Annotated in this window: 14 protein-coding genes; 12 read left to right on the top strand and 2 right to left on the bottom strand. The window is 37.6% G+C overall.

All coding sequences use genetic code 11. The features are described 5' to 3' along the window. Nucleotides 1-61 precede the first annotated feature (61 nt). The 12 genes from mraY (at nucleotide 62) to EGI05_RS16575 (ending at nucleotide 14411) form a co-directional block, all read left to right on the top strand. Complete coding sequence (gene mraY / locus EGI05_RS16630; RefSeq protein WP_123264138.1) at nucleotides 62-1303, top strand: phospho-N-acetylmuramoyl-pentapeptide-transferase; 1242 nt, start codon at nucleotides 62-64, stop codon at nucleotides 1301-1303. A 60-nt stretch (nucleotides 1304-1363) separates the two neighbouring features. Continuing rightward, nucleotides 1364-2689, top strand: a complete 1326-nt coding sequence (murD, locus tag EGI05_RS16625; protein ID WP_123264137.1) for a UDP-N-acetylmuramoyl-L-alanine--D-glutamate ligase — start codon at nucleotides 1364-1366, stop codon at nucleotides 2687-2689. 70 nt (nucleotides 2690-2759) lie between these two features. Continuing rightward, on the top strand, nucleotides 2760-3998 hold the full coding sequence (locus EGI05_RS16620) for an FtsW/RodA/SpoVE family cell cycle protein (RefSeq protein ID WP_123264402.1): 1239 nt from the start codon (nucleotides 2760-2762) through the stop codon (nucleotides 3996-3998). Nucleotides 3999-4008: 10 nt separating this feature from the next. After that, a complete protein-coding gene (gene murG / locus EGI05_RS16615) occupies nucleotides 4009-5106 on the top strand; it encodes an undecaprenyldiphospho-muramoylpentapeptide beta-N-acetylglucosaminyltransferase (RefSeq protein ID WP_123264136.1) in 1098 nt (365 codons plus the stop codon). Nucleotides 5107-5125: 19 nt separating this feature from the next. Continuing rightward, the gene (locus EGI05_RS16610) at nucleotides 5126-5602 is read left to right on the top strand and encodes a hypothetical protein (RefSeq protein ID WP_123264135.1); all 477 of its coding nucleotides are present in this window, start codon (nucleotides 5126-5128) and stop codon (nucleotides 5600-5602) included. 6 nt (nucleotides 5603-5608) lie between these two features. Next, nucleotides 5609-6967 carry a UDP-N-acetylmuramate--L-alanine ligase gene (gene murC, locus EGI05_RS16605; protein ID WP_123264134.1) on the top strand — a complete coding sequence of 453 codons (1359 nt, stop codon included), beginning with the start codon at nucleotides 5609-5611 and terminating at the stop codon, nucleotides 6965-6967. Nucleotides 6968-7045: 78 nt separating this feature from the next. Continuing rightward, nucleotides 7046-8026 carry a cell division protein FtsQ/DivIB gene (locus tag EGI05_RS16600; RefSeq protein ID WP_123264133.1) on the top strand — a complete coding sequence of 327 codons (981 nt, stop codon included), beginning with the start codon at nucleotides 7046-7048 and terminating at the stop codon, nucleotides 8024-8026. A gap of 19 nt (nucleotides 8027-8045) precedes the next feature. After that, entirely contained in the window at nucleotides 8046-9422 is a 1377-nt protein-coding gene (ftsA, locus tag EGI05_RS16595) for a cell division protein FtsA (protein WP_123264132.1), read from the top strand. A 79-nt stretch (nucleotides 9423-9501) separates the two neighbouring features. Further along, nucleotides 9502-11421: a cell division protein FtsZ gene (ftsZ, locus tag EGI05_RS16590; RefSeq protein WP_123264131.1), complete on the top strand. Its 1920-nt coding sequence runs from the start codon at nucleotides 9502-9504 to the stop codon at nucleotides 11419-11421. Nucleotides 11422-11525: 104 nt separating this feature from the next. Next, on the top strand, nucleotides 11526-11972 hold the full coding sequence (locus tag EGI05_RS16585) for a GatB/YqeY domain-containing protein (RefSeq protein WP_123264130.1): 447 nt from the start codon (nucleotides 11526-11528) through the stop codon (nucleotides 11970-11972). A 410-nt stretch (nucleotides 11973-12382) separates the two neighbouring features. Continuing rightward, nucleotides 12383-12793 carry a BrxA/BrxB family bacilliredoxin gene (locus tag EGI05_RS16580; protein WP_123264129.1) on the top strand — a complete coding sequence of 137 codons (411 nt, stop codon included), beginning with the start codon at nucleotides 12383-12385 and terminating at the stop codon, nucleotides 12791-12793. A gap of 103 nt (nucleotides 12794-12896) precedes the next feature. After that, nucleotides 12897-14411 (top strand): GH3 auxin-responsive promoter family protein, encoded by a 1515-nt coding sequence (locus tag EGI05_RS16575; RefSeq protein ID WP_123264128.1) that lies wholly within the window; start codon nucleotides 12897-12899, stop codon nucleotides 14409-14411. Nucleotides 14412-14445: 34 nt separating this feature from the next. Here EGI05_RS16575 and EGI05_RS16570 read toward each other — a convergent pair whose 3' ends face one another. Then, nucleotides 14446-14817 carry a hypothetical protein gene (locus EGI05_RS16570; RefSeq protein ID WP_123264127.1) on the bottom strand — a complete coding sequence of 124 codons (372 nt, stop codon included), beginning with the start codon at nucleotides 14815-14817 and terminating at the stop codon, nucleotides 14446-14448. A gap of 30 nt (nucleotides 14818-14847) precedes the next feature. Next, entirely contained in the window at nucleotides 14848-15213 is a 366-nt protein-coding gene (locus tag EGI05_RS16565) for a hypothetical protein (RefSeq protein ID WP_123264126.1), read from the bottom strand. Nucleotides 15214-15218: the final 5 nt, after the last annotated feature.

Below are 15218 nucleotides of genomic sequence, written 5' to 3'. Positions count from 1 at the left end.
TAATGATAGCTGATTATATCATTAATCAATCATCATTGATCATTTATTAAGAATAGAAATTATGTTATACTACTTATATGAATATTTAACAAGTCAGGGTATCCATATTCCGGGAATGGGAATGTTGAAATACATCTCCTTTCGTGCGGGAATGGCTGTTCTCCTGTCTTTAACCATAGCTCTTGTTTACGGAAAAAGAATCATCAATTTCCTAAGAACAAAACAAATGGGCGAATTAGTCCGCGACCTTGGTTTAGCGGGGCAAAAGCAAAAAGAAGGAACCCCTACCATGGGTGGTTTAATCATTATTTTGGCCACAATCATCCCTGTTTTGCTGTTCACAAGAATTACCAATGTGTATATTGTTCTTTTGCTTGTTTCTGTTCTTTGGATGGGTGCCATTGGTTTTGTGGATGATTATCTGAAAAAGATCAAAAAAAATAAAGACGGGCTAAGTGGGAAGTTCAAAATTGTAGGACAAGTCGGCTTAGGGCTGATTGTCGGAATTACCATGTATTTCCACCCGGATATTACGGTTAAAAGAAAATATGCTGATGCGAAAGTAGTAAACAGAAATAATGTGGAGCAGAACTTTATGCCTACAGAAAAAATCACAGTTTCTACTGTTCCTTTTGCTAAAAATAATGAGTTTGATTACAGTGGAATCCTATTTTGGATGAATGATAAGGATGCTCACGAATGGGCCTGGATTGTTTTCATTCCTATCGTTATCTTCATTGTAACTGCAGTTTCCAACGGAGCTAATATTACTGATGGAATTGATGGTCTCGCTGCGGGAACAAGCACAGTCATCCTTCTCGCTTTGGCGTTTTTCGCTTATGTTTCGGGGAACATCATTTTTGCAGACTACCTCAACATCATGTTCCTCCCGAATATGGGGGAAACCACCATTTTTGTGGTGGCAATGGTGGGTGCTGTTATCGGTTTCTTCTGGTACAATACCTATCCTGCCCAGGTTTTCATGGGAGATACCGGAAGTTTGATGCTAGGAGGAGTAATCGCCGTTTTAGCGATCATTTTAAGAAAAGAATTGATGATTCCTGTGCTGTGCGGGATCTTCTTAATAGAAAACATATCTGTAATGCTTCAGGTAGCGGTTTTCAAATACAGAAAGAAAAAATACGGGCTGGAATATGCCCAAAACAATAGATTATTTAAGATGTCTCCATTGCATCACCATTATCAGAAAGAAGGATTTCACGAAAGTAAAATCGTAAACAGAATGATCATCATTGGTGTAATGTTGGCGATTGTATGTTTGATCACATTAAAAATGAGATAAAATTAAAAGCTGTAAGCAATAAGCAATAAGCTTAAAGCCTATAGCATAAAGCTTTTATATATGAAAATAGTTGTTTTAGGAGGCGGAGAAAGTGGTTGCGGAGCTGCATATCTGGCAAAAAAGAAAGGAATGGAAGTATTCCTTTCAGATAAAGGTGCCATTAAAGATAACTATAAACAGTTCCTGGTAGACAATGAGATTGAATTTGAAGAGGAAAACCACGACGAAGAAAGGATTTTAAATGCAGACTGGATCGTAAAAAGCCCGGGAATTCCAAAAAAAGCGGATATTATCCATAAAATTCATGAAAAAGGAATCAGGCTTTCCTCTGAGATTGAATTTGCTTCGGAATTTACCAATGCTAAAATTATTGCAATTACAGGAAGCAATGGAAAAACAACTACTACCTCTTTAATCTACTATATCCTGAAAAATGACGGATTAAACGTTGGTTTAGGGGGAAATATTGGTTACAGCTTCGCCAAGCAAGTTGCAGATGAAAATTTCGAATATTATGTGTTGGAAGTTAGCTCTTTCCAGTTAGATGATATTCAGAATTTCAGGCCTTATATCTCTTTATTGTTGAATTTGTCACAGGATCACTTAGACCAGTACAACTACAATTATGAAGAATATGCGCTGGCAAAGTTCAGAATCGCTGAGAACCAGGAAAATGACAACTTCTTCATCTACAACAAAGATGATGAAATGAGCAAAACCATCTTGGAAAAGCTGGAAATAAAAGCGAAAATGATTCCTTTTTCAACCAAAGAAAGGTTAACAGAAGGGGGATTTATTGACAATGATACAATTGTGGTAAAGCTTAAAAATGAATTCTCCATGAAAATTGAAGAATTGTCATTATTAGGGAACCACAATGTTGCTAACAGTTTGGCGGCTTCAATCGCTGGTAAAATATTGGAAATCAATAATGAAAGCATCAGAAATTCATTAATGACTTTCCAGGCAGTAGAACACAGACTGGAATTTGTAACTGAAATTGATGGCGTAAAATACATCAACGACAGTAAAGCAACCAATGTAAACGCCACTTATTATGCTTTAGAAAGCATGAAAACCCCTACCGTATGGATCGTAGGAGGACAGGATAAAGGAAACGACTACTCAGAAATTGAGGAGTTGGTGAAAAGAAAAGTAAAAGCAATTGTTTGCTTAGGAATTGATAACCAAAAGATTATAGACTTCTTTAAGGATAAAAAAGAGTTTATTTATGATACTTCCAGTATGGAAGAAGCGGTAAGAGTATCAAAATCTATTGCTAAAAGCGGAGATACGGTTTTATTATCCCCTTGTTGTGCAAGTTTTGACCTCTTTAAAAATTATCAGGACAGAGGCAACCAGTTTAAAGAGCAGGTTTTAAAATAAATGTAAAAAGTAAAATGACTGTTGTACAAAGTACATTTTTTCATTGTACATCATGCATGAATACAAAAATATGGACGAACAGAACACAGAAAGCAGATTTGAATTTCTAAAGGGCGATAAAGTACTTTGGATGGTCATTCTTGTGATCTCCATTTTCTCTATCTTCCCAGTATATTCTGCAAGTTCAAATCTGGAGTATATTGTGAATAACGGGACCACAACGGGTCACGTGATCAAGCATATGTTCTTTGTGCTTCTTGGTTTAGGAATCATGAGATTGGTAGGAACCGTAAAATATGAATACATCGGAAAGCTCAGCAGCATTTTGCTTGGTCTGATGATCTTACTTTTGGTGGTGACCATGTTTACGGGCCAAACGATTGACGGAGCCAGTGCGTCAAGATGGTTAAAAATCCCCGGCACACCTATTTCCTTCCAGCCGTCGTCCTTTGCATTCTTAATGTTGGTTATTTATCTGTGTAGGTATTTAACCAAGAAAATAACCCGAGAAAGGTTACCTATAGAAAACATTATGTACATCTTCGGTCCTATCCTACTTGTTTTTGTACTGGTAGCAAAAGATAATGGTTCTACAGCTTTAATGATTTTAATGGTTTCCGTGGTGGTTTTAATCATCGGACAGCTTCACTGGAAATATATTGCCGGATTTATTTCTGCCTCATTTATAGCGATAGTTCTGTTCTTAATTATTGCTTTAAATACAAACCTGATTGGTGGAAACCGTGTTCATACGTGGATGAGCCGTATAGAAACCTTTACCTCAAGCAAAGCAAAAACAGCAGATACTGATGACGAAAGCGTAAAAGCCAAAAATTATCAGGTAATGCAGGCAAAAGCAGCCATTGTTCATGGAGGAATCACAGGAATGGGGCCTGGAAAAAGTGCATTAAAGCAAATGTTGCCACAATCTGCCTCCGACTTCATTTTCGCTATTATCGTAGAGGAATATGGATTAATTGGAGCGGCATTTCTGATCAGTTTGTATCTGATCATGATGATCAGGATCGTAATGATCGCCAGTAAAATGCCCGCATTCTTCGGGTCTTTACTCGTGCTCAGTCTCGGAGTGATGATTTTTATACAGCTTTCGGTAAACATTGCCGTTGCGGTGAATCTGATCCCGGTAACAGGACAGCCGCTGCCATTAATAAGTTATGGAGGAACATCCATGTTGGTAACCTATATACAATTAGGAATTATTCTGAACGTGAGTTCCAGAATTCAGATATATGATGAAGAAGGAATGGGGAAAAAACAAAGTGTCGCGGAAATAAACGACATCGCATAAAACAGTAAAGATGAGCAAAAAGTTAAGAGTATTATTATCAGGAGGCGGAACAGGAGGTCATATCTTCCCGGCTATCGCCATTGCAGATGAGATCAGAAAAAGATTTCCTGATACTGAATTTTTGTTCATTGGAGCCAACGGAAAAATGGAAATGGAAAAAGTTCCGCAGGCAGGCTATAAGATCGAAGGAATTGATATTGCCGGAATCGATAGGGGAAATCTTCTTTCCAATTTAGGATTGCCTTTCAAGATTTTGAAAAGTTTGTCCAGATCCAAGAAGATCGTTAAAGAATTTGCTCCCGATCTTGCAATAGGAACAGGAGGGTTTGCAAGCGGCCCTGCATTGTATTCAGCCAGCAAGCTTGGAATTCCGATTTTTATTCAGGAACAAAATGCTCATGCCGGAGTTACCAATAAAATCCTGAGTAAAAAAGCAAGAGCCGTGTTCACCGCATATCCGAAAGTAGAAGGTTTTCCTAATGAAAAGATAAAATTTTTCGGCAACCCTATCCGTGAGAATATTGTTTCCGGAATGGAAGAAACCTCAATTGCCAAAGAGAAAATGGGCCTTAATAAAGACAGGCTTACCATTCTTTCTGTAGGCGGTTCTTTAGGATCAAGAACATTGAATAATGCATGGAAAGCCCATTTAAATGATATCATCAGTAAAAATTACCAGCTAATCTGGCAAACAGGAAAACTGGATTATAAAGATATTATTGAAGAAACAAAAGAGGTTGATACCAGAAATATACAGGTTCTTGAATTCATCAAAGAAATGGAGCTTGCTTATTCTGCTGCAGATGTTATTGTTTCAAGAGCCGGCGCAATTGCCATTTCAGAGTTGGCCGTTGCACAAAAACCGGTTGTATTGGTTCCTTTCCCTTTTGCGGCGGAGGATCATCAGACTAAAAATGCCATGAATCTAGTGGACAAACATGCTGCAAAAATGGTAAAAGACTCTGAAATGCAGGTCAAATTCTGGGAAACCCTGGAGGAAATCTGTGAAAATGAAACCATAAGAAAAGACATGTCTAAAAATCTGCTCTACTTTGCCAAGCCGAATGCAGCGAAAGAAATTGTAGACGAGATTTTGAATACAATATAAAACTAATAACCCATTGAGTATGAAAACAAAATTCTTAACACTGCTTCTGGTTGGCTTTTTTGCTAACTTCTGGACTGCACAAACTCTAGTGAAGCCAGCAGATTTTAAGCTTTCAGCGCTAACTTCTTATCTTAAGGGTAAAGGATATACCATTTTGGAAGAAACTCCAGAATACATTGAGGTAAAAACAAAAAACAATGCCGATGTTTTTCTGGATGTTGATGTTAAAAAACAAGTGATTTACTACTCATCCAATATTCTGGTGAATACCTCTGCCAGCAGAGACAAAATCAGAGAGTATATAGAAATGGTTAATGATAAGATACCTATGTTTAGTGTAGTATATGTACCGGAAAAACAGAAAGCCATGTTTCAATATTCTTTCTGGATAAAATATGGATTTACATATGAATCTTTTGAAGATTCCCTTTCCGAATTCGGTTTATACGTAGGCGATGCACTGGATTTGGATAAAGAACAGAAAATATTACAATAGTAGAAAATGAAAATTTTAGAAACATATCAAACATTTTACTTCGTTGGAATCGGAGGGATCGGAATGAGTGCTTTGGCACGCTACTTCAATGCTTCTGGTAAAAAAGTGTTGGGTTATGATAAGACCAACACTAAACTCACTCAGGAACTGATGAATGAGGGTATTGATATTGTTTTTGAAGACCTTATAGATGAAAGAATAACTTCTCTTCAAAAAGAAAATACATTGGTAATTTATACTCCTGCTATTAAAGTACTGGGGATTTTAGATTATTTCAATGAAAATCAATTTGAAGTTTTAAAACGTGCTAAAGTTTTAGGTTTAATTACTGAAAATACGGAATGTATTGCCGTTGCAGGAACACATGGTAAAACAACAACTTCTACCCTTGTTTCTCATTTGTGCAAAGAGGCCAACCTTCCATTTTCATGTTTTTTAGGTGGTATTTCTGAAAACTTTAAATCAAACTTTTTATATAATGGCTCAACCTATTCTGTAGTAGAAGCGGATGAATATGACAGAAGCTTCTTAAACCTTTCTCCGGATTGGGCAGTAGTAACTTCTACAGATGCAGACCACCTGGATATTTACGGAGATAAAAACCATATTGAGGAAGGATTCAGACAGTTTGCCTCATTGGTTCCGGACAGTAAACAGCTATTTATCCGAAAAGGGATCGAGATCGGAAGAGATCACAGAACCTATGCTGTGAATGAAAAAGCTGACTATTATTCAGACAATCTTCGAATGGATTATGATAAGATCTATTTTGATTTTCATACACCAACCGAAACCATTAAAGATTTTGTCTGGGAAATCCCGGGAATCCATAATGTGGAAAATGCAACCGTTGCGCTTGCTATCCTTCACAATTTAGGAGTGGACTTTGAAACATTAAAAAAAGCCATTGCCAATTTTAAAGGAATTAAAAGAAGATATACCAAACATATTTATAAAAGCGGTAAGATCTATATTGATGACTATGCACATCACCCTACCGAAATCAACGCTGTGATGGGTTCTATAAGAACTTTTTATCCGGATAAGAAACTTTTGGTAGCGTTCCAGCCGCATCTATTCAGCAGAACCAGAGATTTTGCAGACGGTTTTGCAGAAAGCTTAAGCAAAGCTGATGAACTGATCTTACTTGATATTTACCCGGCAAGAGAACTTCAGGAAAATTTTGAAGGAATTACATCTAGCTGGCTATTAGAGAAAGTGACTTTAGATAAAAAAGAAGTATCAACATTATCTGATGCTTTTGAAAAAATAAAAGAAAAAGAATTTGATATTCTTCTTACGGTAGGAGCAGGAAACATAGACACCTTATATGATCCTATCCATAAGTGGTTGAATGAAATGTAAAAAGTAGTAATGTAATAACGTATGCGTGAGATAAAATTCATGAATACATTATATATCAGTACATGAATACAAAAAAATATGAAAAATAAATACAGAATATTAAAAATTGTTATCACAGTAATCATTCTAGGATTTCTGCTGAGCTTCTCGTTGAAGAGATTCAGTGGCCAGAAGATTACGGATAATAAGATTTCTGTAAAAATGAATGAAAAAACGCCAGTGTATTTCATTGATGAGAAAGACATCAAGGAAATTGTAAAGAAAGAAAACCCTTCCGGAAAAGTAGGCGATCTGAATATTCCTGTTCTGGAAAAGAAGATCAATGCACTTCCTGCGGTTGACAGTGCCAATGTCTATTTGAACCTGAACGGAAAACTCAATTTGGATATTAAGCAAAGAGTCCCTGTTTTCAGATTAAACAAAAACGGAAAGGATTTCTACGTAGACGCAAAAGGAATAGAATTCCCGATTTCGAAAACCTATTCACATCCATGCATGTTGGTAACCGGTGATGTAAAGCCGGCTGAGTATGAAAAACTGGCTGAATTGGTTGAAAAAATTGACAAGGATGATTTCAGCAAAAAATATTTCATTGGGATTTCAAAAGATAAAGATGATTACAATCTCCTTACAAGTGAAGGTAACTATAAAGTGGAGATTGGAGATTTAGACAATATTGAATTTAAAGTAAAAGGCTTCAAGGAATTTGTAGAGAAATATCTTGTGTTCCAGGACCCTCAAAAGTACAGCATGGTCTCTGTGAAATACCAGAACCAGATTGTCACCACTTTAAATCCTTATTTTAAAGAAAACGACAGTATTTTAAAAGCAGGACACAAAGAATTAGCTGCAACAGCATCGGCTCCGGCAATGGTTAAGAAAACAGAAACCAAACCTAAGCCGGCAGAGGTAAAGAAAACGGTTACTCCTAAAAAAGCAACTTCTTCTTCGAAGCCAAAAGAAAATACAAAGCCTAAAACGGCTTCCAAACCAAAAGAAACAAAAACAAGTGATAAAAAACCGGCCGCAAAGCCGAAAGCAAAAATTAAAATAGAATAAAAAATCAAATCGTTATACAATGGAAAATCAAGAGTATTCAGTAGGTCTGGACATTGGGACAACAAAGATTGTCGCGATTGTCGGAAGGAGGAATGCACACGGGAAAATAGAAATTCTCGGTGTAGGGAAGGCCAAAAGTCTTGGGGTTCACAAAGGTATTGTGAATAATATTTCGCAAACCATTAATTCAATCAAAGCTGCTGTGGCTGAAGCACAGTCAAGCGCTGGAGTTCCTATCCGTAAAGTTACGGTAGGTATTGCAGGAAAACATATCCGTTCACTGCAACACTCTGATTATATTATGCGTGAAAACCCGGATAAATTTATTACAGATGATGACATTGAAGCATTAAAAGACCAGGTAAAAAAGCTGGTAATGCTTCCCGGAGAAGAAATTATCCATGTTCTTCCTCAGGAATATAAGGTAGACTCCGAAGGAGAGATCCAGGAGCCTATCGGTATGCACGGAAAACGTTTAGAAGCTAACTTCCACGTAGTTGTTGGGCAAATGGGCAGTATCCGAAACATCGCAAGATGCGTAAGAGAAGCCGGATTGGAAATGGAAGCTCTAACCTTAGAACCATTAGCCTCTTCCGAAGCTGTTCTTACCAAAGAAGAAAAAGAAGCCGGAGTTGCTATAGTAGACATTGGTGGGGGTACTACTGATATTGCTATTTTTAAAGACAATATCATCCGTCATACCTGTGTGATTCCTTACGGAGGAGGAATTATTACTGAAGATATCAAAGAAGGCTGTTCCATTATAGAGAAACATGCAGAACAGTTGAAGGTAAAATTCGGTTCCGCAGTTCCGGAGCTGGAAAAAGACAGCACATTTGTTACCATTCCGGGGCTTCATGGAAGACCGGATAAGGAAATTTCCCTTAAAACTCTGGCACAGATCATCAACGCAAGAGTAGAGGAAATCCTGGAAATGGTGAACACAGAATTAAAAGCTTACGGTGCTTTCGAACAAAAGAAAAAGCTGATCGCTGGAATTGTTTTGACAGGTGGGGGTTCTAACCTGAAACACCTTCGTCAGCTTGCTAACTATACAACAGGTTTCGACAGTAGAATCGGTTTTGCCAACGAATATGTTGCCAACGATAAAAACCAGTATCTGAAAGGTCCTGAATTTGCAACATCTATCGGGTTACTGATGGAAAGTTTAAAGATCAGAGACAAAAAACAGGTATTGGAAGTTGAAGAACCCGTTCAGGAAAAATCTCAACCTGAAACTGTAGCCACAGCGGATACCAATACGGTTACCCAGCAAGCTCCGGTTCAGGAACAGGAAATCGTAAACGAACAGCATGACAACAAAAAAGCGGCAAGATTGACTTTCGGGCAGTCGCTTATGGAAAAAGTTAAAAAATTCTTTGAAGAAGTAGAATAAAAATATGAATGATGAATGATAAGCGATAAATGATGTATCAACTATCATGAATCAATAATCAATTATAAAAATTATAATTATGGAAAATATAGGAACACAAGGGTTTTCATTTGATTTGCCAAAAGGAAATTCATCTATCATAAAAGTAATTGGTGTTGGTGGCGGTGGTAACAACGCCCTAAAGCACATGTACGAAAAAGGAATTCACGGGGTTGACTTCGTTATTTGTAATACGGATGCCCAAACCCTGGATAATAACCCGGTCTCTAATAAAGTTCAGTTGGGAACTTCTATTACAGAAGGTCTTGGGGCTGGAGCTGATCCTGAAGTAGGAGAAAAATCAGCGATTGAAAGCATCGAAGAGATCAAAGCTGCGATGGGACAAAACACCAAAATGGTTTTCATTACGGCCGGAATGGGCGGTGGAACCGGGACCGGTGCTGCACCTGTGATTGCCAAAGTAGCGAAAGACATGGGAATCCTTACCGTTGGTATTGTTACCGTTCCTTTCAGCTTCGAAGGAAAAAGAAGATTGGAACAGGCTGAGAACGGTCTTGATAAATTAAGAAATAATGTCGATTCATTAATCGTCATCAATAATGACAAACTGAGACAGCAATTCGGGAACCTTGGATTCAAGCAGGGATTCTCAAAAGCCGATGAAGTCTTAACTAACGCTGCAAAAGGAATGGCAGAAGTTATTACAGGTTACTTTGATGTAAACATCGACTTTAGAGATGCTAAATCTGTACTTCAGAACTCAGGAACAGCTTTAATGTCTACAGGAACAGCTTCAGGCGAAAATAAAGCTGAAGAAGCAGTTAAAAAGGCATTAGACTCTCCATTGTTGAATGATAACAAAATTACCGGTGCTAAAAACGTACTATTGTTAATCAGAAGTGGTGCGGAAGAAGTTACCATGGATGAGATCGGTATTATCATGGATCACATCCAGAAAGAAGCAGGAAACACTGCGGATATCATTTTCGGGGTAGGTTCCGATGAAGAATTAGGAGACTCTGTAAGCGTACTTGTTATTGCTACAGGTTTTTCCAATGACAATCAAAAATTTTCCGGCCCAACAGAGAAAATCAGAATCGGTTTGAATGATGCTTTGGAAACCCCAAAAGCTTCGCCTTTCAAAACAAGAGAAGAAAGAGAAGTTGCTTCTGAGCCTACACATGATTTCGGAGGAAAAAATCTTTTCAGATTAGATGATGAGGAGCAGGAAACGCCACAGTTCAAGGTGACGTCTACTGAAAAAAAAATGATTGTTGAGGAAGAAGAGGTTACCACAGAAATCAAATTCTTTGATAGAGAGGAAGATACACTAGACAGCCCGGTACAAAGCTGGAGAAATGAAGAAGAACCTCAACAGGAAGCCTTCAATCTATTCTCTTTTGATGAGGAAGAAGGAGAAGATACAGCTGATTTAGAAATTCAATCTTTTTCATTCGAAACTGAAGACAAAAAGGAAGAACCAGCAACGGACACTTTCCAAAGTTCTTATGAAGAAGAGAAACCTATTGAATTCAGCTTCTTTGTAAATGAGCCTATCAATGAGCCAAAAGCAGATTTCGGGCAGCCTAAAGCTGAGTTTACCACTCCTGCTCCTGTAGTTGAAGAACCGGTTCAGAGAACAGAGAGCTTCTTTCAACAACCGGTAAAAGAAGAACCAAAAGTGGAAGAAAAACCGGTTTTTGAAAACAAAACAGAAACTGAAGCTCCAAAACCAGCAGAAAGTGAATTCACTTTTGTGAATAAAACGGTTGACCAGGATAAGGTCATGGAGAGAAGAAATAAACTTAAAGAATTCAACTCACGTTACCAAAGTTTTGACAGTGTGAATGAATTTGAATCTGTTCCGGCATTCAAAAGAAAAAATATTTCTATTGACGGAACCAACGCTTCAGACCAAAGTATTAATACATACTTATCTGAAAACAATGGTTCTATGCAGATCAGAGAAAACAGATTTTTAAATAAAGATGTTGACTAAATTAAACGTATGAATGTAAAATGTATTAATGATCTTAAGTACTTATTTTACTGATTTAATCGTTAATACATTAATACGTTTTACGTAAGTACAAATTGAATACTATGAGCTTAGAAAATACCATCAACGAAGCTATAAAAACAGCCATGAAAGAGAAGAATAAAGTTGCATTGGACTCTCTTCGTGCTGTAAAATCTCAAATCTTACTCTTGAAAACCGAAGTTAAGGGAGCAGAAGTTTCAGCAGAGCAGGAAATTGCTATTGTACAAAGAATGATCAAGCAGCGTAAAGATTCTTACGAACAGTTTACTGCGCAGGGAAGACAGGATCTTGCTGAAGTGGAAGAAGCCCAGATGAAAATCATAGAGCAATTTCTACCCAAACAGCTTACTCCGCAGGAACTGGAGCTTGAAATTAGAAAAATTATCGGAGAGACCGCATCTGATTCCCTGAAAGACCTGGGAAAAGTAATGGGGATCGCTTCCAAAACATTAGCAGGAAAGTCGGACGGAAAAAGTATTTCCGAAATGGCTAAAAAACTGCTATCATAATCGAGGGACCGAGTTACGGGTTCCGAGATCCTCTCGGACCTCAATTACCCGAATCCCGAACCACAACCACGGATATTCAACCTTTGCATATCGATTTGATTAAAGAAGCCCGAAACTAATAGTTCCGGGCTTCATTTTTTGTGTACAGAGATTTCAAATAAACTCTCTATCTAATCTGAGGGAAACGTTGAATAGTTTTTTTCCGTGGTTATTTGCTTTTAGAATCATTTCAAATTTAACATTTTTTTTCGGTTATTCATAATTTTATCATAAAATATTTTAATTATACATAGCATATTGATATTCAAGCCTGTTTTTCATTTCATTTCCAAAATAAAGCCGATAGTTTTTATAAATTGAAGAAAAGTAAATAATTGATTAACTTTGTCAAGATTTAAAAAAAGCAAAAAATGTATCCAACAGATTTAGTAATGCCGATGAAGGCTGAACTTACAGATAAAGGCTTCGAAGATTTAACAACACCAGCACAGGTGGAGGAAGCTCTAAAACAATCAGGAACAACTCTATTAGTGATCAACTCCGTTTGCGGATGTGCTGCCGGAGCAGCAAGACCAGGAGTAATCTACTCTTTGACCGGAGATAAAAAGCCTGATCATTTAACCACTGTTTTTGCAGGATTTGATACAGAAGCCGTTGTGGAAGCAAGAAAGCATTTGGCTCCATTCCCTCCAAGCTCACCATGTGTAGCCCTTTTCAAAGATGGAGAATTGGTTCACATGCTGGAAAGACATCATATCGAAGGAAACCCTGCAGGAGCAATTGCTGCTAATCTTCAGGCTGCTTATGATGAATATTGCTAAGAAATAATATCCTTAACAAAAAACCGTTACCATATTGTAACGGTTTTTTTATTTATCAACGGTAAATTTTTCTTTAAAAAGTCAAATATCATTATATTTGAAAATGGCAACGAAAGCACTTTTCAATACTGTGGTCAATTGGTTTATCCGCCAAAGGATAGATCAGATACAGAATTTCATGAATCATCCTGTAGAAACGCAGAAAGGCATCCTGTTTTCCCAGTTGTTTCACGCTGAAGACACGGAATATGGCAGAAAATACGGTTTTAGCTCCATTTCCAGCTACCAGGACTTTAAAAGCAAAGTTCCCATCGTTACCTATGAAGATTTTGAGCCTTATATAGAGAAAGCCAGACAAGGACAGAAAGATGTAAGCTGGCCCGGTTATATCAAGCATTTTGCCAAGTCTTCAGGAACCACCAATGCGAAGAGCAAATTCATTCCTATTTCCGCCGAAAGCCTTGAATATTGCCATATGAAAGCAGGAAAGGATATGGTTTCCATTTATGCCAACAACCATCCGGAAAACCAGCTTTTCACTAATAAAAATCTTCGTTTAGGCGGAAGCTCCGAATTGTATGCCGATTTCAACACAAAGTTTGGAGATTTGTCCGCTATTTTGATCGATAATCTCCCTTTCTGGGTAGAGATTACCACCACTCCCAGTAAAAAAGTCTCCCTGATGTCTGAATGGGAAAGCAAATTGCAGGCGATCGTCTCAGAAGTTAAAAATGAGGATGTAGGAAGTATTTTGGGAGTTCCAAGCTGGATGATGGTCCTTTTACAAAGAATTGTAAAGGAAACCGGTATCAAAAACATTTCTGAATTGTGGCCTAACCTTGAAGTTTTTTTCCATGGCGGAATCAGTTTTAAACCATACAGAGAACAATACAGACAGATTATCGGGAAAAACATCAATTATTATGAGATCTATAATGCTTCTGAAGGTTTTTTCGGCATTCAGGACAGATCAGACAGTGATGAAATGCTTCTGATGCTCGATTATGGTATTTTTTATGAATTCATCCCGATGGATCAGTTTCATTTTGCCCACCCGAAAGTGGTCAATATCGAGGATGTGGAAGTGGGAAAAAACTATGCTATGGTTATTACGACCAATGGCGGATTATGGCGATACCTGATCGGAGACACTGTTGTATTCACCTCAACGAATCCTTTCAGAATTAAAATCACGGGAAGAACGAAACACTATATTAACGCTTTTGGGGAAGAATTGATGATCACCAACGTAGAATCCGCTCTTTCAAAAGCTTGTGAAGCAACCGGAGCTTCTATAACAGATTTTACAGGAGCGCCTGTTTTTATGAAAGATAATGAGGGAGGAGCTCACGAATGGATTTTTGAATTCAGTCAGAATCCTGATGATCTGGAACGTTTTATTGATGCTTTTGATCAGCATCTGAAAACCATCAATTCCGATTATGAAGCAAAAAGATATAACAATATGACGCTGAAAAGACCGATTGTTCATATCGCCAAGCCAAATTTATTTTACAACTGGCTGGAATCTAAGGGAAAACTCGGTGGTCAGAATAAAGTTCCGAGATTAAGCAATGACAGAGAATATATAGACCCTCTATTGGAATTAAACAAATAAAAAAGCCGCAGAATTATCTGCGGCTTTTTTATTCCTATTTTTTTAGATCTTCTTTTAATTTTTTAGCGCCTTCTTCTACTTTTTCAGCTCCTTTTGCAGCGGCATCTTTTATATCACTCCCTACTTCTTTTGCTCCTGCCTTGATATCTTTACCAGCCTGATTAAGATCTTCTTTTGTTTTCTGAGCGGCATTGTCTATTTTATTTCCTGCCTCATCCACTTTTATCTTTACATTTTCTTTCGCCTGATTGATCTTTGAGGTATCTACTATATCTGCATTTGTGGTCGTTGTAGTAGTTGTTGTAACAGAGCCGTCCGGGTTTTCCACCTTTTCGGTTTTTGTTGTTTTAGTACAGGATACAGCTAATGCTGAAAACATAAGTGCGGTTACAATGTGTTTTTTCATATTCTATAATTTTTAGGTTAATAAAAATCTTTATTCGGTTTTGGTTTCATTGGGCGTTGAGGTCTCCGTTGCTTTTTTCTGTTTCTTCTCTTCATCCGCTTTTTTCTTTTCCTCATCCAGCTTCTTCTTATTTTCTTTTTCAAGCTCTTCTTTCAGCTTCTTTTCCTCTTCTTGAAGACGTAAAGCTTCTTTTACCGAATCCCTGTATTTAACGGAAGACATTCGGATTTGTTCTGCAATATCTACGGAAGTTGCTCCTGAGGAAAAAGAGTCAATGGCCGTGGTATCATAGTCAGGCTTTAATTCTTGGGCAACATCTGCATTTACCGGTTCTTTTTTTGAACAGCCCGTGAATAAGATCCCCAAAATGAGGCTTGCAAACAAAACATTTTTCATGGGAA

This window comes from Chryseobacterium daecheongense (genome assembly GCF_003729955.1).
GTDB classification, from domain to species: domain Bacteria; phylum Bacteroidota; class Bacteroidia; order Flavobacteriales; family Weeksellaceae; genus Chryseobacterium; species Chryseobacterium daecheongense.
This window is presented reverse-complemented; position numbering and strand designations above follow the sequence as displayed.